Here is a 24550-nt window from a genome sequence, read left to right on the forward strand (position 1 = left end):
AATGTTTTATCTTCTTGTTTTCTTATCGTCTGCAGCATGTCCTTTGAAAGTACGTGTTGGAGCAAATTCACCTAATTTGTGACCAACCATATCTTCAGTTACATATACAGGTACATGTTTACGTCCATCGTATACAGCGAATGTATGTCCGATAAAGTTTGGGAAAATTGTTGAACGACGTGACCAAGTTTTGATTACTTGTTTCTTTTGGCTATCGCCTTGAGCTTCAACTTTTTTCATTAAGTGCTCATCGACGAAAGGTCCCTTTTTAATACTACGAGCCATAATGGCGCCTCCTTTCTTATTATGTGCGTGCAGCGATTACGCCGCACACCCAAATAAGCTATTTTTATTTTTTCTTACGTCCACGTACGATAAGTTTGTCTGAACGTTTCTTACCACGACGTGTTTTCTTACCAAGCGTTGGTTTACCCCAAGGTGACATTGGAGATGGACGGCCGATTGGCGCGCGACCTTCACCACCACCGTGTGGGTGATCGTTAGGGTTCATTACAGAACCACGAACTGTTGGTCTCTTACCTAACCATCTTGATTTACCAGCTTTACCGATGTTAACAAGTTCGTGTTGGAGGTTACCAACTTGTCCAACTGTTGCACGGCAAGTTGAAAGAATCATACGTACTTCACCAGAACGAAGTCTTACAAGTACATATTTACCTTCTTTACCTAATACTTGAGCGCTTGCACCAGCAGAACGCGCGATTTGACCACCACGGCCAGGTTTTAATTCGATGTTGTGAATTACTGTACCTACAGGAATGTCTTTTAATTGAAGTGCGTTACCAACTTTGATGTCGGCTTCTGAACCACTTTCAACGATTTGACCTACTTGTAAGCCTTTAGGTGCGATGATGTAACGTTTTTCACCATCTGCATATACGATTAACGCGATATTCGCTGATCTGTTTGGATCGTATTGAATTGAATCTACTTTACCAGCGATTCCGTCTTTATTACGTTTGAAATCAATCACACGGTATTGACGTTTGTGTCCACCACCGTGATGGCGTACAGTCAATTTACCTTGGTTGTTACGACCCGCTTTTTTCGGTAGCGGTTGTAATAATGACTTTTCAGGTTTTGACTCTGTAATTTCAGAGAAATCTAATGTAGTCATATTACGACGACCATTAGTAATTGGCTTATAATGTTTAAGAGCCATTGTCGTTTACCTCCTTAATGGTAATTTGATTTTAGTTGAATAAGTCGATTTGACCTTCTTTTAATGTAACAATCGCTTTACGGCGTTTGTTTGTATAGCCTTGGTAACGGCCCATACGTTTTTTCTTAGGTTTGTAGTTGATGATGTTGACATTTGCAACTTTTACATCAAAGATTTCTTCTACAGCTGTTTTGACTTGTGTTTTGTTTGCACGAACATCAACGTCAAAAGTGTATTTATCTTCAGCCATTGCTTCAGATGATTTCTCAGTGATTACGGGGCGCTTTAAAATGTCTCTTGCTTCCATTATGCGAGCACCTCCTCAACTTTTTTAGCTGCTTCTTCAGTGATTAATACACTGTCAGCATGTGTTAAATCTAATACATTTAAACCTTCAGGTGTTGTGATTTGTACACCAGGGATGTTGCGTGCTGATAATTCAACATTTACATCGTTAAGAGTGACAACTAAAACTTTTTTAGGTAATTCTAAGTTTGTTAAAGTTGTTTTAAATTCTTTTGTTTTTGGTGCTTCTAAGTTGAAGCTGTCAACGATTTTGAATTCATTTTCTTGAACTTTGAATGAAAGTGCTGATTTTAATGCTAAGCGACGCATTTTCTTAGGCATTTTGTATGCATAGCTTCTTGGTGTTGGTCCGAATACAACACCACCACCACGCCATTGTGGAGCACGGATTGTACCTTGACGTGCACGACCTGTACCTTTTTGTCTCCATGGTTTACGTCCACCACCACGAACTGCTGAACGGTTCTTTACCGCGTGAGTTCCTTGGCGTAATGAAGCACGTTGTAATTGAATTGCTTCAAATAATACATCATTGTTTGGTTCGATTGCGAATACCGCATCGCTAAGTTCAACTGAACCTGCTTTAGTTCCGTCAACTTTTAATACATCATAATTTGCCATTATGCATTTCCTCCTTTCGCTACTAATTATTTATTAGCTTTAATCGCTGATTGGATTTGTACAAAACCTTTTTTAGGACCAGGTACGTTACCTTTTACTAAAATTACGCTGTTTTCCGTATCTACTTGAACAACTTCTAAGTTTTGAACAGTTACAGTATTACCACCCATGCGGCCTGGTAATTTTTGTCCTTTAAATACACGTGATGCGTCTGACGCCATACCGATTGAACCTGGTGCTCTGTGGAAATGAGAACCGTGTGACATTGGTCCACGTGCTTGATTGTGACGCTTGATCGCACCTTGGAAACCTTTACCTTTTGAAGTTCCTGTTACGTCAATTACGTCGCCTACTTCGAATGTATCTACTGAGACTTCTTGACCTACTTCGTATTCGTCAACATTAACGTTTCTGAATTCACGAATGAAGCGCTTAGGTGCTGTGCCAGCTTTTTTAGCGTGACCTTCAGCAGGTTTGTTTGCATATTTATTCGTTTTGCTACCTTTTTTATATGCTTCTTTGTTTTCAAAACCGATTTGGATCGCGTTGTAGCCATCAACTTCTTCAGTTTTCTTTTGTAATACTACGTTCTCTTTTGCTTCGATTACTGTTACAGGAATTAAGTCTCCGTTTTCACCGAATACTTGAGTCATACCAATTTTTCTTCCTAAGATTCCTTTGGTCATCGAAAGTCCACCTCCTAAAAAATTTTAATTATAATTTGATTTCGATGTCTACACCTGATGGTAAGTTTAAGCCCATTAAAGCGTCAACTGTTTTTGGTGTAGGGTTAACAATGTCGATTAAACGTTTGTGTGTACGTTGTTCGAATTGCTCACGTGAATCTTTGTACTTATGCACCGCACGGATGATTGTGTAAACTGATTTCTCAGTTGGTAATGGGATAGGACCTGATACGTCCGCTCCAGAACGTTTAGCAGTTTCGACAATCTTCTCTGCTGATTGATCGATGACACGGTGGTCATAAGCTTTTAATCTGATTCTGATTTTTTGTTTTGCCATTATTTACCCTCCTTATTTCGTCTTCATAAAAGTGATAGACTTCTCCACGAAAACTATCTGGCACAACGCCATGGCAAAGCGGCCGGGTGTGTCAGTAACCTTTCGCTTCATCGCATTAAAAAGTCCAACATTAGATATTTTACAAGAAATAGCACCGTTTGGCAACAATTTCCTGCAAATTAATTTATCTAATCACATACCATGTCATTTTACTGTATATGGGCGTTGAGTTCAACCATTTATGCAAAAAAATTTTACGAATGCTTACTTCTTTTTGTTCTTTGCTGTTAAATTGATTATAATAGAAATAATTAAATGTTAATTTGTGAGGTATAGCTTATGACCAAAAATATAAAAACATCGTTAACTATATTAGCTTTGATTGCACTTATTTCTGAATTTATTGCGGGTTTTCCATTTTTAGGTGGCTGGTATGTATTAGCACTCGGATGGCAGCCTTTAGCGTTTAATATTTTCATTTATGTTGTGATGGTTTTAATTTTAGTTTTTGATAAACAAAACTCAATTCGCCCAATGGTATTGATTCCGCTCATCGGTGCAATCGTTAACTGTATTGCAATCATTCCGTTTTTAGGTATGTTACTCCATTGGTTAATGCTTGCGTTACTTATCTTTTTGTTATTTATTTTATTCGCAACACCTGTTTACTTACCGAACGCGCATGCACGTGTCGTATATGAAGATGATTACCCACAACGTAAGAGATTGAAATAACTATATTATATGAAGGAACTTGTCATTAATATTAAAAAGCGTCGATACAATTCGTAACTGAGTTGTATCGACGCTTTATTATTGTTTAACCGTGAACAAAAACAAAATATAAGATGAAGATAACCATTAATCCGTACATGATTGGATGTACTTCTTTTTGACGCTTTGTTAATAACATTGTGATTGGATAGAAAATAAATCCACACGCAATACCTGTTGCAATTGAATATGATAAAGGCATCATAATGATCGTAACAAATGCTGGTACTGCTACTTCAAATTTTTTCCAACTGATTTCCGCTAAGTTCGATGCCATTAAAACACCGACTACAACAAGTGCTGGCGTTGTGACAGCAGATGTTACAACCGCCATCAAAGGACTAAAGAATAATGCTAGTAAGAAACAGATACCTGTAACAATGCTGGCAAGTCCTGTGCGCGCACCAACGGCTACACCTGATGTTGATTCGATGTAAGATGTTGTCGTTGTTGTACCAAAGATTGCACCTGTCATTGTAGCTAATGAATCGGCAAAAAGTGCTCGTCCTGCACGTGGTAACTTGTTGTCTTTCATAAATCCTGCTTGTGAAGCAACTGCTACGATTGTCCCTGCTGTATCGAAAAAGTCGATAAACAAGAACGTTAGAATAACGATTAAAAATTGAATCGTAAATAATTGTGCTGGATCTTGGAATGATTCAAAGGCTGCACCAAATGTTGGGGCGATGCTAGGAATTTTACCTACTACGCCTGTCGGTGGTGCGATTTGATGCGTTAACAGCCCTGCAATCGCTGTTAAGACCATACCTAAGAAAATGGCACCTGAAACTTTTTTCGCGTAAAGAATCACTGTAATGACAATCCCGAATACGGCGAGTAAAACAGGTGGATCTGTAATTTTACCTAGTGTTACAAGTGTCGCATCGTTGTTGACAATAATGCCTGAGCTTTGCAAACCAACAAAAGTAATGAATAAACCGATACCTGAAGATACGGCCATCTTCATTTCAAATGGTATTGCATTAATAATCGTTTCCCTCAAACCTGTTGCTGTTAAAATTGCAAAGAATAATCCTGAAAAGAATACGCCTGTTAAACCAACTTGCCATGGAATCCCCATTGTTAAAACAACTGTAAACGCGAAAAATGCGTTTAATCCCATTCCTGGTGCAAGTGCGATTGGATAACGGGCAATTAGTCCCATAAACATACAACCTACAAAGGCTGCAAGTGCTGTTGCTACAAAAATAGCTCCTTGATCCATTTTTTGGTCGGCAGGTATACCATCAACGCCTGCTAAACTCAAAACTTGTGGGTTGACAGCTAAAATATATGCCATCGATAAAAATGTTGTAAGACCACCAAGAATTTCTCGTTTATAATTCGTTTGGTGCTCATCAAAGCGGAAGTATCGTCTCACTGTAATTGGCTCCTTTATTTAAAATACTCATTTATTCTAATACGGGCATTACAGAATTTCAATAACAAATACGAACTTTATATCATTTTTTTGAGATTATGTTCGATTTTCGGACACTTATCCTTTCAATCCTTTTAACGCTTCTTTAAATGGATTGTTTTCCAATTGCTCATCTTTCATATATTTTTTCATTTCTCGTTTAGACACTTTGTCTTTACCTTTTTTTTTAAAACGCTTGTCCATTTGTTCTTGTGTTTCTGTATAGCCACAGCTACAGCGGTACGTTGCTTGCTTACCGACACCGAACTTCGTTAAACGTTTTTTACATTGTGGACAGCGTGCTTTCGTTTGTGTCTTTACATCTTTTTTCGTCTTGCAGCTCGGATCCTGACAAACGAGCATCGAGCCATTCTTCGTTTTAACACGCAACATAAACTTGCCACACGTTGGGCATTCTGCTGACGTAAGATTGTCGTGCTTGTACTGTTGCGCACTATTCTTAATTTCTTCAATAATTTGTTTCGTGAAATCTTTCATTTCACCGATAAATTGCTTGCGCTGAAGTTGTCCTTTTTCAATACGCAACAACTTATCTTCCCACTCAGCGGTCATTAACGGGGACGTAAGTGCTTCCGGTGCGAGTTCAAGTATTTGTCGCCCTTTTGAAGTCACTTTAATATTGCCGCCTTGGCTTTCAATTGCATTCATACTATATAATTTATCGATAATGTCTGCGCGTGTCGCAACCGTACCAATGCCCCCCGTTGCCTTCAGCGTTTGAGCGGACTTCTTGTCGCGCAACTCAAAGAACTTATCTGGGCGCTCCATCGCTTTCAACAAAGTCCCCTCATTGAAATAAGGCGGTGGAGTCGTTTGATGTGTCTGAATCACCGGTTCCTGCACCTTCAAGCGCTCTCCCTTCTCAAACTTCGGCGTTTCGTCCTGGCGCATCGCCGTCGTTTGTACACGCTTGAAGCCGAGTTCAACAGGCTGTTGCATTTGATTCACAAACGTGGCATCTCCCGCACGTGCAATCACTTTTTGTTCGATATAACGATAAGGTGGTGATAACACTTCCAAAAAGCGTTGCACGATAAGTAAATAGACCTTTTGCTCAGTCGGTGTTAGGTCATGCATGTTCGGACGTACCTCCGTCGGAATAATCGCATGGTGGTCTGATACTTTTTGATTATTGATATACTTGGCTTTCACATCAAACTTTTGTTGGACTAACGACTTCGCCACGTCACGATATTCCGTTCCCATCGTCGCTTGTAAACGTTCCTTCAGAGTCCCTACCATATCCGTTGTTAAATAATTAGAGTCTGTTCTCGGATACGTTACAAGCTTATGACGTTCATAAAGTTGTTGCAGCGTATTTAACGTCTGCTTTGCACCAAGATGATAGCGCTGATACGCGGCTTGTTGCAAATCCGTCAAGTTGAACAAAGTATTTGGATAAGCTTTCTTTTGTTTCGTCTCGACAGACATGATTTCCGCTTGTGTATTCGCTATTTGTTCAACGCGTGTTTCCAACTTATGGCGGTCCAGCACACGTCGATCATGTTGGTAGTCAAACTTAACACCTTTTAAGTTAATCGCTAACGTAAAGTAATCTTGTGGTTTGAACGCCTTAATTTCTTGTTGGCGAAGGTGTACCAGTTGTATCGTTGGGGTTTGTACACGTCCGAGTGATAATTGTGCATCATATTTCGTCGTAAGGGCGCGTGTCGCATTAATACCGACAATCCAATCCGCTTCACTTCTCGCCAATGCCGCTTGATACAAATTGTTATATTGCTTGCCATCTTTGAGATGTTTAAAACCATCACGTATTGCTTTTGTTGTAACAGAGCTGATCCATAAGCGTTTAATCGGCTTTTGAATTCGTGCTTTATCAATAATAAGACGTGCAACGAGCTCACCTTCACGACCAGCGTCAGTGGCAATAATAATTTGTTTGACATCTTCTCGTTTCATTAAATGTTGTACCGTATTAAATTGTTTTCGTGTCTTATTAATAATGACGGTTTTCATATGTTTTGGAAGAATCGGTAAATCTTCCATACGCCATTGTTGTAATGTTTTATCGTATTGCTCTGGCGTCGCATTGGTTACTAAATGACCAAGCGCCCATGTCACGATATACGTGTTATTTTCGAAATAACCATTTTTCGCTGTATTCACTTGTAAAGCTTTCGCAATATCACGACCGACTGACGGTTTCTCAGCTAAAATTAATGCTTTCATAATTGATCTCCTTTTAAAATATGCCGCTTATTCTATATTTCATTTATTAATTTTACGTCTTTTAATTTGATTGTACCATGTTGTATTTTGGAACTGGGATTTAGGGGGTGTTTTCTCGTAAATAAGTCAGTAAATAGCAGTAGGTATCTGAAGTGAAAATGTGTTTTAACAACCTTGGGGTGCACTACAGAAATATTGATTTCGTTGTATTCCCCTTACAAAGCACATATCAGTCAGCTACTGCAAAACTTCTATTGTCCGTGTTCGCGCGGCAAAATTCCGCAATTCAACAAAATTAGAAAACAATTTTGCGCATATCTCGGATTCTTCACAAATCCTAATCGCTTGGCTTACAACCTCGATACATGCTTGCTGATGCGGGGGTACAGAAATCTTTTTGCCAAAATTAGCTTTCTGTACCGCTTCACTTGTCGATATTTTGATTTACTACATAAAAACTTTATAATAAAGATAAATTGATACATTAGGGGGCAGACAATGAAAACGCAACGCATTCCAAATATTTCTCGTATCGCTTCGTTTATTCAAGCGAATCTCTCTGTCAACCAGTCCTATACGCACAAACTGCCTGTCCATGACGATGAAACGTTATGCACATACTTATCCAATGCACACGATAATAGTACGCTCCACGTCACAGAAGACGATGGACATATTCAAATGGTCCTTATTTGCACGCCCTATGCCGACAATAGATATCAAGTCATTGGGCCAATATATGAACAAGGCGCAACTTTTACAGAGTCTGATTTGAAAAAGTTGTTTGACGACGCAACAGCACATCATGCACGCCCTTCAACATATTATTTCGCTTATTCAACGGCACATCCTGCTATTAAAGCTTATATGAAGTCTATCGGTGCAGCCTACACGTTCACTGACTATTATTTAGAAGCGTCACACGACTTGGGCGAAACAGAACAAGCCCATCTGATTATAGATTATGTACCCGTTTATTTTCGTCATTTTCAAAAGTTGCACGAAAAGACCTTTGTACATCATGCCATGACTGCACAAGAGATTACGGAGACGCTCGACGATGACCATCAGCTTTTCTTATATGTTGCTGAAGGATTATTAAAAGGCTACTTGTATCTTGTATACGACCGTGACAATCACTGTGCAGAAATTAAATATTTTTCTTCACACTCAGACTACCGATTAAAAGGTATTGCGTTTGACTTGATTCAGCATGCGATATACCTTGCATGTACACGCGACGGCTTAGACAGTGTTCACTTTAAAATTAGAAGTAAAAATCACGAACTCGTCTCTCGCTTTGATACGCTCGGTTTCCATATTAAACATGAATACCATAAGTTTAAGTGTTGTTTTTAATGAACTGTTTATCCACCAACAAAGAGGGCTTGGTACACATACACAATGATAATGCTAATAACGATTGTAATGTTACTCGCCATAGCGATAACCGGTAATGTGCGATAGCGAAATTGCATCGCATAAGACAACGCGGCAACACCAACAGGCATGAGCCATATCAATTGCAATGTCGTTTTGATCATCTCATCGTTAACTGGCAAGAAAAAGTAAACGAGTGTGCCGCATAAAAACCCGAAGCCATAATGCACACCTAAATATTTAAGCGTAAGCGGTAGAAAACGACGGTCTATTTTAAAGTCCATAAGTACACCGAGCAAAATCATAGAAAGTGGTAAGTTAGCTGCGCCGATAACATCGAAAAATTGAATGACTGGGTCTGGTAAATGGATATGAACGAGATTGAGGCATAGCATCACAACATATGTCATGAGTGGCACAGATTTGATTAAGTTCATTACCATTCTCTTAGGATCTAGTCCACCACTCACATTTTTAAAGTAGGATGCCGCAAAATACGTCATCCCAAACATAACGATTGCACCACCGATGTCAGCCATACCGAAATAAATAAGTCCTTTGTCGGGCCATATTTGTTGAACGAGTGGATATGCAAAAATACCAATATTTAAACTGCCCATCATGATCGCAACCGTACCACGTATTTCATTATTGTATTTAAGAAACATCATAACGATCAGTATTTTCGCAATGATACCGTATACCACCATCATCACGGGTAAAATAGATAGTGATGGCGTAAGTACGACGTCATTTAAATTGACGATTACAACGGCTGGCAACGTCAGGTTCAACACTAACGTCGAGATGACGCGGCTATCTTTACCTGAAATAAAGCCAAGTCGCTTTAATATATAACCAATCGCAATAAGTAATAATATCGTTAAAAATTTCGCAGTCATGTATCTCCCCCCTTAACATTTGATTACTACTGATATATCGTACTGTAAAAAGTTTTATTATTGCAATGGTAACATGCTATAATTATTACAATTGAAACAAGGAGGATGTTGTATGGACTTAGCACAACAATTAGAAGAGCTTAAAATGGATTATGTTCGTTTACAAGGCGATTTAGAAAAGCGAGAATCAACGGCACAACAAGTAGATCCGCTCATTAAGCAACTCGAAGCGATTGAGAAACAAATTGCTGAAGTACGCGCAAAGCTCCGTACATAGCTACACATTCAGTTTAAGCATTAAAACATATACACTCGACTTCACAAATGACTGGCAATCACAGCAAAATGGATTTTCTGAGCTATACCGATATCATTTTGCTATGTTTTGGCACAGCTATCCGAATGGTTGGCTCATAGAAAGGATGTATCCCAATGTTAGTTTACCTTATTCTGTTACCATTGATGTATCTCATCGTGGCATATATCAGTATTTTTAAAATGGATATATTGTTACCGAAAATTTTGCGCTTATTAATGGCTGTTTTACTTATCATTGTTGTCGCAACATCACTCTTATATTACCCATCTGAAACATGGTGGTTGTTAGCTGTATTACTTATGCTCATAGGTAACGTAGAAGTTACAGCTTTTAAACATTACAAACAAGATCAAAAAGGTGTCCAAATATTAAATATGATGACCCTTTTCATCTTACTCGTCTATATTGCTGTAACAATTATGGTCGTTTAAACGCTACATCTATACATAAAAGCCTTTAATGTTTCCCTTACACGATGAGGGTCATTAAAGGCTCTTTATTTTATTTATTGTATAACGATTCGAGCGTCGCTAAACGCTCGAGTGCTTCTGTCAACTGTGTTTCGTCAATGGCAAAAGACACACGTACATAACCTTCCCCTTCTTCGCCAAATGGATGTCCCGGTGCTGCCAATATCGACTGTTCTTGTAATAAATACGCAATAAATTCATCGCTCGTCATACGTGGTGGGCATTGCAACCATAAGAAAATCCCACCTGTAATCGGCTCATGTGGAATGTTGTGTTTTGTCAGTACATCTTCAATCATATCACGGCGTTTACGAAATACTTCACTTTGCGTTTCTAACACATCGTCACATTCATTTAAAGCGACTGTACACGCATCTTGCAATGCGCCATACATCCCTGCTTGTGTATGTGTATGGTATTTTTGTAAGTTAGCAATGATCTCAGCATTTCCAACAGCAAACCCTACACGATAGCCTGACATGTTATACCCTTTAGAAAACGAAAAAACTTCCACCGCAACATCTTTCGCCCCTTTAGCGGACAATATACTTGGATTCGGTGCATCAAAACCGAATGCTTGATACGCAAAATCATGCACAATTTTTGTAGGTGTGCCATGAAAACGATCAATCGTGTCTTGAAAAAATGCTGGTGTGGCAACTGAACCTGTTGGATTGTTCGGATACGTCAAATAAATCAATTTCGTTTGAGACGTATCCACATCATCCCACTGCGGTAAATAATGGTGTACTGGCGATAACTTCAATCGTTTCGGCACCCCATGTGCTAGATGTACACCCGCTTCATAGTCCGTATAGCCGGGATCCGGCAGTAGCATTTCATCGCCTGGTTCGATAACACACGTGGGCAATGCGACTAAACCATTTTTTGTGCCGTAAAATAAACACACCTCTGTTTCCGGATTTAATGTTACCCCAAAATGACGCTTGTAAAATGCGACAATCGCTTCTTTAAAATGTGCTTTTCCTTGGAATGCTAAATACTTTTGGTTTTCAGGCTTCACAATCGCCTCAGCTAATGCGTCTAATATACGTTGTGGCGTGTCTGCATCTGGAATACCAACCGCCAAGTTGATGAGCGGTAACGGGCCGTGGGTGACTTTACGCCCCATCGTTTTTCCAAAATAACTGTCTGGAATTTGTTTTAATATACTTGTGTATGCCATGCTATCCCCCCTATATGTAGCAGAAGCTGAGACACTTATGTATGCCTCAGCTTCACGATCTCTTGCAACGAGATTTTATAATATTTTCATCTTACAGAAGGAATTAACGTACGTCAATGTTTTCAGACTTTTTCGTCAATCTCTTTTTAAGGGTAAATAACACTTCATAAATAACTGGTACGACAATTAATGTTAGTAGTGTTGAAGATAATAGCCCACCAATCACTGTCGCAGCTAAACCTTTAGAAATCAACACAGAATTGTCTTGACCGAACAATAACGGAATTAATGCACCGATTGTAGCAATTGCTGTCATTAAAATAGGACGAATACGTGTACCGCCTGCTTCTAGTAACGCTTCCTTCATCGGCATGCCCGCTGCTTCGTTGTTAATCACTCGATCAATTAATACAATCGCGTTCGTTACAACGATACCAATCAGCATTAACATACCAATCATGCTTGGTACAGATAACGTCTCGCCTGTGAAAATAAGTGCAAGCACAACCCCAATGACTGTATATGGTAATGAGAACAGAATTGTAAATGGTGCTAAGCCACCTTTAAACGTTAGCACTAGCACGAGATAGACGATTAAGATTGCGGCTAACATCGCCAACATTAATTGCGAGAATGCCGATTCAATATCTTCATTCGTACCACCAAGTGATGTCTTCACATCATTCGGTTTATCAATTTTATTCAGCCCCTTCATCACATCTTGAGAAACTGCTCCTACATCATCACCAGAAATTGTACCTTTAATGGTTGTCGCATAATCGCCACCTTCTTTAATAAGCTTGTTCGGCGTCGATGATTTTTCTAACGTTGCAATATCACTCAATGTCACAATTTCTCCGGATGCAGATGGAATAGGTGTTTGTTCAAGTTTCTGCTGTGTCCATTCTGTTTCTTTTTTCTGTTTCACAACGACATCATAAGTTTGTGCGTCTTCTTTCACTTTTGACACAGTCGTATCAGGAATGTTGGCATTTAACATCATCGCAAGCTGACCTGCTGTAATGCCGTATTCTCCAGCCTTGTCCGAATCAACCTTGACTTGATACTGTTCGTACGTTTCAGCTAAGTCTGCTTTCACATTCGTTAAGCCATCAATATTTTGCATCATTTTTGTAATTTTGTTAACCGTGCCTTCTAAACGTTCTGGTGAAGGCCCTGTTACTTGAACATTTAATTCATTAGATGTGGCACCTGTACTCATATCAAGATTTTTCCAGTCTCCCGGATGTTTGAATGTTTTAATATGATCTAACACACGTTCAGGTTCTTCATCAAAATTCGGCGTTTGCGTGTCATACTGTACCATTAACGCCATGCTGTTCGTACTACCTGTTGGATCGACAGGCGAAGCGCCCCCAACAGAATATTGTACGTTCTCAACATACTTGTTTTTCTGTAGATAGCGCTCTACCGCTTCTGCATGTTTCAATACATTTTCTTCTGTTTCCCCCGGTTTTGGCGAATATGTGAGTGCCATAAATTTATTGTCGCCTGCCGAAATAAAGCTTGTACCTACTTTCATCACACCGAGACCGATACTTGCGATTAATAAGAATGTACTAATCAACATCACAATCCATTTATGATCTAAGCTCCATCCCAATATACGTTTATAACGCTGTCCGACAACGCCAACATGGGCTGTCGTCTTTTTAGGTAAACCGCGTTTGAAAAAGACAGAGCCTAGCACTGGCACAATCGTAATTGATACGAGTAACGATGCGAGCAAGCTAAATGTAACAGCGTAAGCAAATGGGCGGAACATTTGTCCAACCATTCCCGTTACAAATGCAAGCGGTGCAAATACGACAATCGTTACAATCGTCGATGACATAATCGGAATAAACACTTCTTTCGTTGCTGAAACGATAAGATGGTCACCGGATAACGGTTCATCAGAACGCGTCAGTCGTCGATAGATATTTTCAATAACAACAATGGAGTCGTCAATCACACGACCGATTGCCACTGTTAACGCACCTAACGTTAAAATGTTCAATGATACGTCAGTGAGCTTCAATGCAACCATCGCAATCAAAAGTGATAGTGGAATTGACACAATTGAAATAGCTGTCATACGGAAGTTGCGTAAAAACAACATAATCACAATCACTGCGACGATTGAACCGATCAATGCTTTTTCTATCATCGTATTCAACGAGTCTTGGATTGGTTTGGCTGTATCCATAATTTGAACAGCTTTTAAATCTTTACGTTCATCGACAAACTGCTGAATCGTCTTATCTACTTCTTTCGCAACTGCAACAGTATTGGCATCTTGCGCTTTAATAATTTGGATGTCTACCGCATCTTTACCGTTCGTACGTGAAATCGATTCACGTTCATCTGCTAACGTCACTTTCGCAACATCTTGTAATGGAATGGATTGTTGCTGTGACGCATTTGTTTGTGATGACGGACTTGGTGCGGATGCGCCTTCTGAATCATCACTTTGCTGTTGTGCAATAGATAACGGGATTTCCATCTTTTTCAATGCGTCTACAGAGGCAAATTGACCGTCAATAACGATAGATTTCTCTGTATCGCCAAATTGGAACAAGCCGAGTGGCACTTCTTTCGTTGCTGCCTCTATATAATCAATCACTTGTTTTTGATTAAGCCCTGCTGTGCCTAATTTTTTATCATCAAATTCTATGTTCACGCGGCGACTCGTTTGTCCATTGACTGTCGCACGTTGCACACCATCTATTTCTTGAAGTTTAGGAATTAAGTTGTTCTCTACATCTTGTGTACTTTGTTTAATATCATTGTTTTCGTGCAGGATAGAATACGCAACGACTGGGAACGCATAAAGCGAGTTACGTTGAATTTCAGGCTTTTCAACCCCTTCTTCAAACTCTAGTTTTTTCAAGACTTTATCAATATCTTGTTCCGCACGGTCCATATCTGTTTGCTCATTAAACTTGACGGTTATCAACGATGCGTTCGCAAGTGACTCAGTTTTCACACTTGATACGTCTGACATGCCACGAATCGCTTCATCTATCGGGTCACTCACCTCTTTCATGACCGTTTCAGGTGTTGCACCCGGCATCGTTGTCGTTATTGTCAACATAGGTGGTTCGGTATCTGGCAGCAGCTCTAACTTCATCTTAAAGCTTGCGAACACGCCACCTAATATGACAAGTAACACCATCAGCATAATGGCAAATTTATTCGACAATGAAAAATCAATTAGCTTTTTTACCACTATTTGTTACCCCTCTCATAAGATTGGTGTACGAACACGTTGCGTACACCTCGACAAAGGAACGAACGCCTTTTCTTCGTAGCCAATGTCTTTCCTTTTAGTTTCAAAACAAACTTTATTGCAATCTACACTATTGTACCGATTCGTACTGTACGACGCCACAAAAAAGCCCATCTCTATATCGTTCTTTCTTAGATGCAATATGAGATGGACACATGTTCGTCAACTATTTCTTACGTGCTTGTAATTTACGCACGACTTTAATTTTCATATTCGTCACTTGTGGCTTAAATTGTTCAATCAAGCGATATAAAATAGGGTTTAAAACGTAATCAAACTCCCCGATTTTTTCGCTTAAGTACGTTCCCCACATACGTTTGAATTCCCACAAACCGAAATGCGCAGAATCTTTGTCTGGTGCATTATCCGTACCACCAAAGTCATAAGTCGTTGCACCTTTTTCACGTGCATATTTCATCATTTCAATTTGCATGTGATGATTTGGTAAAAACTTACGATATTGGTTTGAAGATGCACCGTAAAGGTAATACGCTTTTTTACCGCAGAACATCAATAACGCACCTGATAAATAAACGCCGTCAGGGTGCTTTTGTTCAAGTTCTTCCATTTCAGTGATTGCTTGCTGTTTCTTTGGCAATTGTAATTGTACGTCCTTTAACTTGTTGCGTACTTTTTTGTTCTCTTGATTTTTTTCTAACAATGCCGCCTCTTCAGCTTTTAACTGTGCTTTATCCGCGCGCAACACTTCTAATACGTGCGTCGGGTCAAGCTTCACAAGAAACAACTCTGCATCACCATCTGGATGAAGCGCATCATAAATGGTTTCAAAGTAAGAAACATCACGTGTTAAAAAGCCATCACGCTCACCTGTTTCTTTCATCAAGTCGGCAAAAATCCCTAAGTATTCACGACCAACACGTTCAACCGTTGTGCCACGCTTCATTGCAGCGCGAACTTTTGACCGATGATTTGTATTGAAACTCTTAATCAACGCTTCATCTGACTTATCAATCGGTGTAATCATCGTCATACGTGGTTGAATGTAGTCTTTTGATAACCCGTCTTTAAACCCTTTATGTCTAAACCCGAGTGATTTCAAATCTTGAACGACTGTCATACCTTGTTCTACTTCAACGTCAGGATCGATTTTGATCGTATAGGCTTTTTCTTGTTTTGCAACTTTAATTGCTTCTACTAACAAAGTTTTGACCGCACGTTGATCGGAATAATCGACAACAAATCCTCTCGACGCATAACATAGTGTATAAGGCGTACGTGGAATCTTTTTAAATAAAAGTTGTGCAACACCATGAATCTCGCCGTTTTCTCCCACTGCGATACGTTTCGTATACCAGCCAGTCAGTTTCTTTGTTTCTCCCCACTGTGTGAGCTGTAAAAGGTCTCCATTAGGATGTGCCTTAACAAACGCATCGTGCGCTTGATCGGTAATATTCATCAATTTCATGATATAAAGCTCCTTTAATTTTTCATTCTTCTTTTTAAGTATCAAGGTGTGGGACTAACATCTCTTTTTACTAAAAGTTTCACAGTCCCAATCCATTTTTTAATTCAAAATGTGCATACGTTACCCTTTAATTCCTGCAATCATTCTCGGATAGCGATGACCACTCAATGCGTAATCATATCATATTTTGTTATGCTTGTGCGGGTTTGAAATGATAACTGCCACCGCGCGTTCTAATGAGTAGTGGTGCCGTGATTGTTGAATCAATAAAGTGTACGCCTTCAATACTGTCGTCCTTGCCTTCTACAATTTTAAACTTTACCTTTTTCGCTGGGCTTTCCAGTATTGTGTACTTATCCGTTGTTTCAACGATTTCCATATCAAACCACTGTTTCCAGTTCTCAACCATCGTTTGACGTTGATGTGAATGAAACTCAATCATATCAATCGCAAGTTGACTTTGAAACGTTTCTTTTAAATCGGCTTCTCTTTCTTCGTCCGTCTTATCCCATTGAATAAAGAACGGCATCATCATATCAAAATGATGATTATTCACATAGAGCAACTGCCATTGAAGCACATGCCCTTTTTTATTTTCACGCGTCATATGCACTGGCCCAACAACTTCCAAGCCACGTGCTAAAAATTGTTCTTTTAGTTTATGAATATCATGTGTTCTGAAACATATTTTCTTAAAACCTTGTTTGTAGCCATTCTCGATAATAGATGTTGCAAACGAATATTTACCTTCTGGCGTTTTCGATTGTTGTTTCATCTTACCTTGATTAAAAATATCGAGTAATTCGATGTAACTCAAGTTAATTTGTACAAGGCGATTATAAGTACCTAAGCTGTCGTGGCTGCCACCTTTTTGAATTTCTAAGTATTTCCCGGGGAATTCAAAATGATCTAAGCCATCAATATAATGTATGATATGATCAAATTCGATATCTACCATGATCACCACTCCTGACTGTGATTCGATGTTTCTATTCTACCAAAAATTGACTTTTAACGCTCGAATGAGATTTATCAAACCCATTACACACGTTGAAGTGTTATAATGTCGATATTATATGAAAGGAGCGTCTTGAATGGAAGTAACCGCATTATTCGATCATTTTACAAAACTATACCGACCTTACATCAAAATTGCACAACCACTTTTGGACAAATACGAACTCCATCCAGCACAGTGGTTAATTTTAAAAGATATATATCATCATCCACAAACGACACTCGTTCAAATTTCAAAAAGACGCTCTATTGAAAAGCCAACGACACGTAAAATTTTAAAAGTTTTAGATGAGCGCCAATGGCTAGTCATTCAGCCAGGTCAAGATAAACGAGAAAAACTACTCACGTTATCTCAAGAAGGTGAACATATTTATCACACGTTAATGGCAGATATTCGAAAAGAACAAGCAACGATTACTGCTACACTCGACATCACACCTGACGACCTTGAACAAACGATTCAACTGCTCGACCAGCTATACAAAAATATGATTGCCAAAATTCAATGCCTCGAATCAGAAAACAAATAAAGTGCGCCGTGTAAGAGCATAATCAGCTCTTGCAAAACGCACTTTTTATATTAACCACCGATATAGTTCATATTAATTTTCTTTTTGCGTCTATTGGCGACTGTTTGTTCTGTTCGCTCGTCAGAGTATCGATCATCTCTTACATGCCATAGCCCTTTTAACGTCTCTTGTACCGCTTCATCTGAGGCTTCACTTCGCAATAGACCTCTGACATCAAAGCCGTCAACCGTGCTGAACAAGCATCCGTAAAACTTCCCGTCAGACGACAAACGTGCTCTCGTACAAGTTGAACAAAATGATTCCGAGACACTTGTAATAAGGCCAAATTTTGACTTCGCACCGACATGACGATAATATTTTGCCACTTCGCCATAATAGCGCGGCGGTACAGGTTCTATTTCAAAAGCTTGTTGAATCATCTCAAGCATTTCATCTTTCGTAACCACTTTGCTGAAGTCCCAGCCGTTGTCATTACCGACGTCCATAAACTCAATAAAGCGTATCGTTACATCTTTATCTTTAAAATATGCGAGCATTGGTACGATTTGATCATCATTCATACCTTTTTGAACAACGACATTCACTTTTACTTCAAAGCCCATTTTTACGGCACTGTCTATTTGATCAAGAATCGTTGACGCTTTAATATTTCGATTATTTATCGACTGAAACAGTTCATCATCAATCGCATCTAAACTCACGTTAATCCGACGTAAACCAGCATCATATAACTTTTGACCATGTTTCTTAAGTAATAAGCCGTTCGTTGTCAGCCCAATATCTTCAATACCGTCAATTTCATTGATTTTCGCAATCAGTTGATCTAAATCTCGACGTAACAATGGTTCTCCACCCGTAATACGCACTTTTTTCACACCCATTTGTGCATAAATACGTGTTACACGAACAATTTCTTCAAACGTCAACAATTCATTTTTCGGTAAGAAGACATAGTCATCGCCAAATATTTCTTTCGGCATGCAGTAATCACAGCGGAAGTTACAACGATCTGTAACGGAAATGCGCAAATCACGTATCGGTCGTCCAAGCTTGTCTAATATTTGTGTTGTCATCTTGCGCCCTCCTTCGCTCTTTTATTCTGCAAGTTCGTGCTCTAATTTTGTTAAATCACTAGGATAATTAATATTGCGATACCACTGTTTAGGTTGTTCGATTGTCTCCACATCTAACCATTTAGATGATACTTGTTTATAGACATGCTTCATACTTAAATCATCTGATGCGAGCACTGATTCAATAATTGGCATGACATTGCGATGGTAAAATGCAATCGTAGGAATCGGGTACCCGTCTGATGCAAAGCCCGCAATATCTAACTGAGATTCAATTAAGTTAGCAACCATAAATTGATATAAGTGACTGATGGCTTTCTGTGTAACCATCGGCGTATCGACCGAAATAACGAAATATAAATCTGCATCATCTTGTTCCATCACACTATAAATACCCGCCAACGGTCCTTTATCACGGTGTGCTTCACTATCTGTAATAACACGGACATTTTCAAACTGATCTGCCAATTGTGCATTACTACTTATAATAATCTCACTGAACATATTGGTCGCTTCTAATGTATGAATCAAACGTTGATAAAATAACGTGCCTTGTATAGAGGCAAATGCTTTCGGTTGGCGAAATCGTACAGATTGACCACCCGCTAATATAATGGCTTTCATCGCTACTATTTAACCTCCACTAACCGGCGGAATGAGTGCTACGACGTCATTCGGCATTACAAGTGCATCTTCTTGTACAAATTCTTCATTGATAGCTACTTGAAAAGACTTTCCTTGAATCACAGGATATGTCTCATACAAATGTTTTTTCAAATCTGCAACTGTAATTTCATAATCAAAATGAAAGGTATCTTCAGCACGATCTAGTCTTTCTTTTATCTCTGCAAAATACAATATTTTCACGATGATTGCGCTCCCTTCTCGATAGCATCTTCATGATACCCACGCTGATGCCCTTGCCATTCAGCACCGTCTTCCCATATTTCTTTTTTCCATATTGGCACAACTTCTTTAATGCGTTCAATCGCATATTCATTCGCAGCGTACGCATCTTTACGGTGTGGTGAAGAAACGCTGATACATACTGCAATATCTGATATATCCAATGCACCGATACGATGAACAATCGCTGTAATTGTGCCAGGCCATTGTTCACTAATTTCATCGCCAATTTGTGCAAGTTTTTTCTCAGCCATAGGCACATACGCCTCGTATTCAAGGTATTCCGTACGAACGCCTTTCGTCCATTCACGGACATGACCTGTAAATACAACGACTGCGCCTTGTTTTTCATTCAATACCCATTGACGATATTGTTCTGGTTCAATCGGTGCTGTTGTCACTTCAAATTGCTTCATGATACCTCTCCTTCACCATCTTTAATCCATTGTAATAACCATTTATCAAAATGTTCATAGTCGAAACCATCTTCTGTTAATTGCATGGTATACTGTATGTTTTCTAATTGTTGTAGTGCTTGTAACTCCGCTTCATCTCGATAAACGATGACTTTCGGATAAGTTGCCTGCTTGTAGCCTTCTACTAATATCATACTGTCGTCCATCGTAACACACTCAGATAACAAAGTCTCAAGTGTTGGATAGCGGTTACGTTGAATCGTTTCAACATAGTCATGTCCTTGTACAATACTTTGATCTGCACCTGCATTAAAATGGCGCATATGATCTACATTTTCTGGCAATGCAATTTCTTCGCCTGCATGACCATGATGCTTAATCGTTACAACTGTATATTGTGCAGCTTTTAATCGTTGAACTGCATGTGTCATCAACGTTGTTTTACCACTGTTTTTATAACCAACAATTTGCAAAATCATAGATACAACTCCTGCTGATACGTTTCAGGTGATGTGAGCAATACGTCTACTTCATGTCCAACTTGATAGCCTCTCGTCCCCCCCGGCAACATCATCATGCCATTGCTATGGGCAATCGACACGACGGCACCTGACTTGTTAAAACCTGATGGCCGTACCGTAGCTTCTCGACCTGTCAGCGTTACATTTGCACGGACAAAACGTGTAAATGGATTTGCCTTTTTGAAATCTGCCATCAATGTTGCTCGCACCATGGCTGGGTAACAATTGGTAGCGCCCATCATATGATAAATGGCTGGCTTCGTAAATAGCTCAAAACCTGAATAACAAGCTGATGGATTGCCAGACAGTCCGAATAAATATTTGCCTTGTGCCACAGCAACTGTCGTCACACTACCTGGACGCATCGCAATTTTGTTAAACAACACTTCTGCGCCGAGCGCACGATAAATATCAGGTAAATAGTCAAAGTCACCGACAGAAACACCGCCTGTCGTAATAACCATATCGTGTTTTTCAAGTGCAGACGTTACGACAGCTAGACTACGCTCATAATCATCCATTTGTATATGATAGCGTTCAACTTCAACGCCTTCTTTTTGTAATAACGCTGCAATCATTGGACCGTTGGAGTTACGGATTTTGCCCGGTTCTAGTTCATCTTCAACGTCCAGCAATTCACTACCCGTCGCAATCAACGCTGCAGTCGGCTTGCGATAGACTGGTACTTCAGCGTAGCCAAATGTCGCAAGTACTGCAACAGCACCTGCATTAATGCGTTGGCCTTTGTGTAATACCACGTCACCTGTTGCTGTTTCCTCGCCTTTCAAAGATATGTTCTCTAAATGTTCAAAAGGCTTGCGCAATGTAAAACCGTCCACTGTTTCAACCGTTTGTTCAAGCATAACAACCGCATCGGCACCTGACGGCATTTGAGCGCCTGTCATAATGCGCACTGCTTGCCCTTGTTGTAGCGTTTTATCCGATACACTACCGGCACCAATATGATCAACTACTTCAAAACCAACACGGTTGTCAGCACTCGCACCGTGCGAATCTTCACTACGAATCGCAAAACCGTCGTACGGTGACTTATCAAAACGTGGAATGTCATACGTTGCGCTAATATCTTCAGCTAAAATATAGCCCTCACATTCATATAAACTGATGTGCGTTGCTGCTGTTTCTATCTTTTGTTGTAGGACACGATGTATCGCTTCTTTCACTGGAATTGGATGTCTTTTTTCGACTGGCATACACTTTTCACTCCTAACAAAATTTTCAATTCATGCTATACTTACCTTGCATCTTAAAGGAGGAATAACATGTCTGAATTCACACATATTAACGAACAAGGTAATGCCAAAATGGTAGATGTCTCTGACAAGTCTATTACGAAACGAACAGCTATTGCACATTCAAGCATTACTGTGAATCATACAATTTATCAACAAATTACTGATAATACAAATAAAAAAGGGAACGTCCTAAATACTGCTCAAATCGCTGGTATTATGGCCGCTAAAAATACTGCATCTCTTATCCCAATGTGTCATCCGCTCCCAATTTCAGGCGTTGATGTTGCATTTGACTGGGAGATTTCAAATGATCAATACGTGCTACACATTGAAACAACCGTCTCAACAACTGGACGTACGGGTGTAGAAATGGAAGCATTAACCGCTGCTTCTGCCACAGCTTTAACTGTCTATGATATGTGTAAAGCTGTCGATAAAGGCATGATTATCGGCGAAACATATCTCGTCAAAAAAACGGGCGGTAAGTCTGACTTCCAACGTTAAACAATACTTTGAGAAGGGCTGGGTAAACCTTTATTACTTTTTCAACCTGCTCTATCCCTTCTCACACATGCTATTTATTCATTTCATGTACAAGATGATTTAACTCAGGCAAAATTAATTTGTTCATGCCAAGCTTCACAGCCCCTGTTGAACCAGGCAAACAGAAAATTAGCTTATTGCTAATCGTTCCCCCAACAGCACGTGATAATAGCGCACGTGTACCAACATCTTCGGTATAACTCAAATAGCGAAACAGTTCGCCAAACCCTTCTATTTCTTTCGTCAATAGCGGCGAGACAGACTCTATCGTCACGTCTCTTGGTGCAATGCCTGTACCACCCGTTGTAATGATTACATCAATATCCGTTGCTAACCATTCACGTAATTGTGCTTGAATTTCTGTTTTGTCATCTTTCACAATACGATAATGCTCTGATTGAACGACCGTATTGCTTGTTTCTAGCAGTGCCTTAACCGTTTGTCCGCCTTTATCCGTTTCAATCGTACGTGTATCAGAAACTGTCAGTACTGCACAACGTATCTCTCTATCAAGCTTTACATTTGTATGCATAGAACCCCTCCTATTATGATGCTATCCAAATAATTGATGTATCAACTTCTTCGCCTGTTGCACTTCTCGCATACCATGTATGAGTAAGCGACCATTTTGAAACGCAACAATGCGATACCCTTCATATTCAAATTGCAACAAATACCCATTTGTATGATATGCGATATGGCGTGTGGTTAAATAATCAATCAGCTGTTCATACGTGAGCCCTTCATGCTGATATTGCACGGTGTCTCGACCGCACAGCGCAGCAAAGTTTGTCGGACTATGGTGTAAATACGGATATTCTGGCTGTTCCCCACACGTTGGACATGATGGTCGTTTCATACGGCTGAATCCAAACGCTTGATGCGTTCCTTCCCATATATCGCCATACGTCAGTTTTGGCGTAAATGCCGTATCCGTCAAAATTTTCAACGCATCTCTCAACTGCAAACTTGTTGCCATCGTCACAGCGGGTTGAATGACACCTACTGTATCGCACGTCAAGTTCATCGCCGGAATTTGTGGCACTAGACATTGGAAACACGGCGTTTGTCCCGGAATAAACGCTGCTTCAACATAGGTACTGCGCACGACACCACCATAAATCCACGGCTTACTACAAGCATACGCGACATCATTAATCATCATACGCGTTTCAAAGTTATCCGTCGCATCTAATACAATATCTACTTGAGGGACAAGTTCATTTAGAAACGCACCATCAACATGTTCGATGTAAGGAACGATTGTCACATCTTCTCTAATGGCTTGTAATGCGTTCTGTGCGGCAATCACTTTAGGCATCTGTTGCTTAGCATCCGCCTCAGTAAATAACGTTTGACGTTGCAAATTAGAATACTCAATATAGTCACGATCCACAATATAAAGTTTGCCAATACCCGCACGCACAAGTCCTTCTGCAAAGTGCGTCCCCAGTGCACCCATTCCTACGATAAGTGCTGACTTACGATTAATTTTTTGTTGGCCTTCTTGTCCGATACCATCGAAAAGAATTTGCCGTGAATAGCGATTGTGTGTCATTAATATGAACCTTTCTTACTTGATATAGTCTCTACCCATTATACGTTGTTGTACACCTACTCTCAATCTATTGAACCCTATTGTGCATGACATCACAATTAGGCATTTCAATACTTTCTTTAAGAGTTTTCCCTATCTTTCATCATATGAGTATGAATGGCTTTATTTTTTATAAATAAAAGACACATGCTTCTTCAACGGCATGTGCCTCCTACAA

27 protein-coding genes are annotated in these 24550 nt (G+C 39.7%); 6 read left to right on the forward strand and 21 right to left on the reverse strand.

Features of this window, described 5'->3' with window-relative positions; genetic code table 11:
• Positions 1-6: 6 nt before the first annotated feature.
• From rpsS to rpsJ, 6 genes are all read right to left on the reverse strand, one after another.
• Positions 7-285: a 30S ribosomal protein S19 gene (gene rpsS, locus TP70_RS03870; protein ID WP_044359572.1), complete on the reverse strand. Its 279-nt coding sequence runs from the start codon at positions 283-285 to the stop codon at positions 7-9.
• 64 nt (positions 286-349) lie between these two features.
• Positions 350-1183 carry a 50S ribosomal protein L2 gene (rplB, locus tag TP70_RS03875; RefSeq protein WP_044359573.1) on the reverse strand — a complete coding sequence of 278 codons (834 nt, stop codon included), beginning with the start codon at positions 1181-1183 and terminating at the stop codon, positions 350-352.
• Between the two features lie 31 nt (positions 1184-1214).
• Entirely contained in the window at positions 1215-1490 is a 276-nt protein-coding gene (gene rplW / locus TP70_RS03880) for a 50S ribosomal protein L23 (RefSeq protein WP_044359574.1), read from the reverse strand.
• Positions 1490-2110: a 50S ribosomal protein L4 gene (gene rplD / locus TP70_RS03885; RefSeq protein ID WP_044359575.1), complete on the reverse strand. Its 621-nt coding sequence runs from the start codon at positions 2108-2110 to the stop codon at positions 1490-1492. The genes rplW and rplD overlap by 1 nt, the downstream gene beginning before the upstream one ends.
• 26 nt (positions 2111-2136) lie before the next feature.
• A complete protein-coding gene (gene rplC, locus TP70_RS03890) occupies positions 2137-2796 on the reverse strand; it encodes a 50S ribosomal protein L3 (RefSeq protein ID WP_044359576.1) in 660 nt (219 codons plus the stop codon).
• Positions 2797-2824: 28 nt separating this feature from the next.
• Positions 2825-3133 (reverse strand): 30S ribosomal protein S10, encoded by a 309-nt coding sequence (gene rpsJ, locus TP70_RS03895; protein WP_001118667.1) that lies wholly within the window; start codon positions 3131-3133, stop codon positions 2825-2827.
• A 339-nt stretch (positions 3134-3472) separates the two neighbouring features.
• On the opposite strand from rpsJ, the gene TP70_RS03900 reads away from it, so the two are divergent.
• The gene (locus TP70_RS03900) at positions 3473-3868 is read left to right on the forward strand and encodes a hypothetical protein (protein ID WP_044359598.1); all 396 of its coding nucleotides are present in this window, start codon (positions 3473-3475) and stop codon (positions 3866-3868) included.
• 85 nt (positions 3869-3953) lie between these two features.
• Here the strand turns inward: TP70_RS03900 and TP70_RS03905 are convergent, their stop codons facing one another.
• Together TP70_RS03905 and TP70_RS03910 are read right to left on the reverse strand one after the other, a co-directional pair.
• Entirely contained in the window at positions 3954-5288 is a 1335-nt protein-coding gene (locus TP70_RS03905) for an NCS2 family permease (protein WP_044359599.1), read from the reverse strand.
• Positions 5289-5405: 117 nt separating this feature from the next.
• Positions 5406-7538, reverse strand: a complete 2133-nt coding sequence (locus tag TP70_RS03910; RefSeq protein WP_044359601.1) for a DNA topoisomerase III — start codon at positions 7536-7538, stop codon at positions 5406-5408.
• Positions 7539-8036: 498 nt separating this feature from the next.
• On the opposite strand from TP70_RS03910, the gene TP70_RS03915 reads away from it, so the two are divergent.
• Positions 8037-8897: a GNAT family N-acetyltransferase gene (locus TP70_RS03915; protein ID WP_044359602.1), complete on the forward strand. Its 861-nt coding sequence runs from the start codon at positions 8037-8039 to the stop codon at positions 8895-8897.
• A gap of 8 nt (positions 8898-8905) precedes the next feature.
• On the opposite strand, the gene TP70_RS03920 is transcribed toward TP70_RS03915, so the two are convergent.
• Complete coding sequence (locus TP70_RS03920; RefSeq protein ID WP_044359603.1) at positions 8906-9820, reverse strand: AEC family transporter; 915 nt, start codon at positions 9818-9820, stop codon at positions 8906-8908.
• A 112-nt stretch (positions 9821-9932) separates the two neighbouring features.
• On the opposite strand from TP70_RS03920, the gene TP70_RS12375 reads away from it, so the two are divergent.
• On the forward strand, positions 9933-10097 hold the full coding sequence (locus TP70_RS12375; protein ID WP_169743601.1) for an SE1832 family protein: 165 nt from the start codon (positions 9933-9935) through the stop codon (positions 10095-10097).
• A 155-nt stretch (positions 10098-10252) separates the two neighbouring features.
• On the forward strand, positions 10253-10570 hold the full coding sequence (gene mspA / locus TP70_RS03925) for a membrane stabilizing protein MspA (RefSeq protein WP_044359604.1): 318 nt from the start codon (positions 10253-10255) through the stop codon (positions 10568-10570).
• Positions 10571-10640: 70 nt separating this feature from the next.
• Here mspA and TP70_RS03930 read toward each other — a convergent pair whose 3' ends face one another.
• The 4 genes from TP70_RS03930 to TP70_RS03945 form a co-directional block, all read right to left on the reverse strand.
• Positions 10641-11795 carry an aminotransferase class I/II-fold pyridoxal phosphate-dependent enzyme gene (locus tag TP70_RS03930; protein WP_044359605.1) on the reverse strand — a complete coding sequence of 385 codons (1155 nt, stop codon included), beginning with the start codon at positions 11793-11795 and terminating at the stop codon, positions 10641-10643.
• A gap of 103 nt (positions 11796-11898) precedes the next feature.
• Entirely contained in the window at positions 11899-15027 is a 3129-nt protein-coding gene (locus tag TP70_RS03935; protein ID WP_044359606.1) for an efflux RND transporter permease subunit, read from the reverse strand.
• A 226-nt stretch (positions 15028-15253) separates the two neighbouring features.
• Positions 15254-16513 (reverse strand): lipid II:glycine glycyltransferase FemX, encoded by a 1260-nt coding sequence (locus TP70_RS03940; RefSeq protein WP_044359607.1) that lies wholly within the window; start codon positions 16511-16513, stop codon positions 15254-15256.
• Between the two features lie 190 nt (positions 16514-16703).
• Complete coding sequence (locus tag TP70_RS03945) at positions 16704-17471, reverse strand: VOC family protein (protein WP_044359608.1); 768 nt, start codon at positions 17469-17471, stop codon at positions 16704-16706.
• 136 nt (positions 17472-17607) lie between these two features.
• On the opposite strand from TP70_RS03945, the gene TP70_RS03950 reads away from it, so the two are divergent.
• Entirely contained in the window at positions 17608-18060 is a 453-nt protein-coding gene (locus TP70_RS03950; protein ID WP_044359609.1) for a MarR family winged helix-turn-helix transcriptional regulator, read from the forward strand.
• A gap of 50 nt (positions 18061-18110) precedes the next feature.
• On the opposite strand, the gene moaA is transcribed toward TP70_RS03950, so the two are convergent.
• Genes moaA through TP70_RS03980 form a run of 6 tightly spaced genes read right to left on the reverse strand, consistent with a single transcriptional unit; the run spans position 18111 to position 22190 of the window.
• The gene (gene moaA, locus TP70_RS03955; protein WP_044359610.1) at positions 18111-19133 is read right to left on the reverse strand and encodes a GTP 3',8-cyclase MoaA; all 1023 of its coding nucleotides are present in this window, start codon (positions 19131-19133) and stop codon (positions 18111-18113) included.
• A 21-nt stretch (positions 19134-19154) separates the two neighbouring features.
• Positions 19155-19757, reverse strand: a complete 603-nt coding sequence (gene mobA / locus TP70_RS03960) for a molybdenum cofactor guanylyltransferase MobA (protein ID WP_044359611.1) — start codon at positions 19755-19757, stop codon at positions 19155-19157.
• Positions 19758-19766: 9 nt separating this feature from the next.
• On the reverse strand, positions 19767-20000 hold the full coding sequence (gene moaD / locus TP70_RS03965; protein WP_044359612.1) for a molybdopterin converting factor subunit 1: 234 nt from the start codon (positions 19998-20000) through the stop codon (positions 19767-19769).
• Entirely contained in the window at positions 19997-20455 is a 459-nt protein-coding gene (locus tag TP70_RS03970) for a molybdenum cofactor biosynthesis protein MoaE (RefSeq protein WP_044359613.1), read from the reverse strand. The genes moaD and TP70_RS03970 overlap by 4 nt, the downstream gene beginning before the upstream one ends.
• Positions 20452-20934 (reverse strand): molybdopterin-guanine dinucleotide biosynthesis protein B, encoded by a 483-nt coding sequence (gene mobB / locus TP70_RS03975; protein WP_044359614.1) that lies wholly within the window; start codon positions 20932-20934, stop codon positions 20452-20454. The genes TP70_RS03970 and mobB overlap by 4 nt, the downstream gene beginning before the upstream one ends.
• Positions 20931-22190 (reverse strand): molybdopterin molybdotransferase MoeA, encoded by a 1260-nt coding sequence (locus TP70_RS03980; RefSeq protein WP_044359615.1) that lies wholly within the window; start codon positions 22188-22190, stop codon positions 20931-20933. Before TP70_RS03980 ends, mobB begins: the two co-directional genes overlap by 4 nt.
• Before the next feature lie 69 nt (positions 22191-22259).
• Between TP70_RS03980 and moaC the strand changes: the two genes are divergently transcribed.
• Positions 22260-22736: a cyclic pyranopterin monophosphate synthase MoaC gene (gene moaC, locus TP70_RS03985; protein ID WP_044359616.1), complete on the forward strand. Its 477-nt coding sequence runs from the start codon at positions 22260-22262 to the stop codon at positions 22734-22736.
• Between the two features lie 70 nt (positions 22737-22806).
• On the opposite strand, the gene TP70_RS03990 is transcribed toward moaC, so the two are convergent.
• Entirely contained in the window at positions 22807-23307 is a 501-nt protein-coding gene (locus TP70_RS03990; protein WP_044359618.1) for a MogA/MoaB family molybdenum cofactor biosynthesis protein, read from the reverse strand.
• Positions 23308-23328: 21 nt separating this feature from the next.
• Positions 23329-24333, reverse strand: coding sequence for a ThiF family adenylyltransferase (locus TP70_RS03995; RefSeq protein WP_044359620.1), 1005 nt, complete (start codon positions 24331-24333; stop codon positions 23329-23331).
• Between the last annotated feature and the right edge of the window lie 217 nt (positions 24334-24550).

Source organism: Staphylococcus microti, assembly GCF_000934465.1.
GTDB lineage: Bacteria > Bacillota > Bacilli > Staphylococcales > Staphylococcaceae > Staphylococcus > Staphylococcus microti.

Bases quoted from the DNA above. Each gene is read 5' to 3' on its own strand.
- rpsS (WP_044359572.1), bottom strand. From the start codon at position 285: ATGGCTCGTAGTATTAAAAAGGGACCTTTCGTCGATGAGCACTTAATG.
- rplB (WP_044359573.1), bottom strand. From the start codon at position 1,183: ATGGCTCTTAAACATTATAAGCCAATTACTAATGGTCGTCGTAATATG.
- rplW (WP_044359574.1), bottom strand. From the start codon at position 1,490: ATGGAAGCAAGAGACATTTTAAAGCGCCCCGTAATCACTGAGAAATCA.
- rplD (WP_044359575.1), bottom strand. From the start codon at position 2,110: ATGGCAAATTATGATGTATTAAAAGTTGACGGAACTAAAGCAGGTTCA.
- rplC (WP_044359576.1), bottom strand. From the start codon at position 2,796: ATGACCAAAGGAATCTTAGGAAGAAAAATTGGTATGACTCAAGTATTC.
- rpsJ (WP_001118667.1), bottom strand. From the start codon at position 3,133: ATGGCAAAACAAAAAATCAGAATCAGATTAAAAGCTTATGACCACCGT.
- TP70_RS03900 (WP_044359598.1), top strand. From the start codon at position 3,473: ATGACCAAAAATATAAAAACATCGTTAACTATATTAGCTTTGATTGCA.
- TP70_RS03910 (WP_044359601.1), bottom strand. From the start codon at position 7,538: ATGAAAGCATTAATTTTAGCTGAGAAACCGTCAGTCGGTCGTGATATT.
- TP70_RS03915 (WP_044359602.1), top strand. From the start codon at position 8,037: ATGAAAACGCAACGCATTCCAAATATTTCTCGTATCGCTTCGTTTATT.
- TP70_RS03920 (WP_044359603.1), bottom strand. From the start codon at position 9,820: ATGACTGCGAAATTTTTAACGATATTATTACTTATTGCGATTGGTTAT.
- TP70_RS12375 (WP_169743601.1), top strand. From the start codon at position 9,933: ATGGACTTAGCACAACAATTAGAAGAGCTTAAAATGGATTATGTTCGT.
- mspA (WP_044359604.1), top strand. From the start codon at position 10,253: ATGTTAGTTTACCTTATTCTGTTACCATTGATGTATCTCATCGTGGCA.
- TP70_RS03930 (WP_044359605.1), bottom strand. From the start codon at position 11,795: ATGGCATACACAAGTATATTAAAACAAATTCCAGACAGTTATTTTGGA.
- TP70_RS03940 (WP_044359607.1), bottom strand. From the start codon at position 16,513: ATGAAATTGATGAATATTACCGATCAAGCGCACGATGCGTTTGTTAAG.
- TP70_RS03945 (WP_044359608.1), bottom strand. From the start codon at position 17,471: ATGGTAGATATCGAATTTGATCATATCATACATTATATTGATGGCTTA.
- TP70_RS03950 (WP_044359609.1), top strand. From the start codon at position 17,608: ATGGAAGTAACCGCATTATTCGATCATTTTACAAAACTATACCGACCT.
- moaA (WP_044359610.1), bottom strand. From the start codon at position 19,133: ATGACAACACAAATATTAGACAAGCTTGGACGACCGATACGTGATTTG.
- mobA (WP_044359611.1), bottom strand. From the start codon at position 19,757: ATGAAAGCCATTATATTAGCGGGTGGTCAATCTGTACGATTTCGCCAA.
- TP70_RS03970 (WP_044359613.1), bottom strand. From the start codon at position 20,455: ATGAAGCAATTTGAAGTGACAACAGCACCGATTGAACCAGAACAATAT.
- mobB (WP_044359614.1), bottom strand. From the start codon at position 20,934: ATGATTTTGCAAATTGTTGGTTATAAAAACAGTGGTAAAACAACGTTG.
- TP70_RS03980 (WP_044359615.1), bottom strand. From the start codon at position 22,190: ATGCCAGTCGAAAAAAGACATCCAATTCCAGTGAAAGAAGCGATACAT.
- moaC (WP_044359616.1), top strand. From the start codon at position 22,260: ATGTCTGAATTCACACATATTAACGAACAAGGTAATGCCAAAATGGTA.
- TP70_RS03990 (WP_044359618.1), bottom strand. From the start codon at position 23,307: ATGCATACAAATGTAAAGCTTGATAGAGAGATACGTTGTGCAGTACTG.
- TP70_RS03995 (WP_044359620.1), bottom strand. From the start codon at position 24,333: ATGACACACAATCGCTATTCACGGCAAATTCTTTTCGATGGTATCGGA.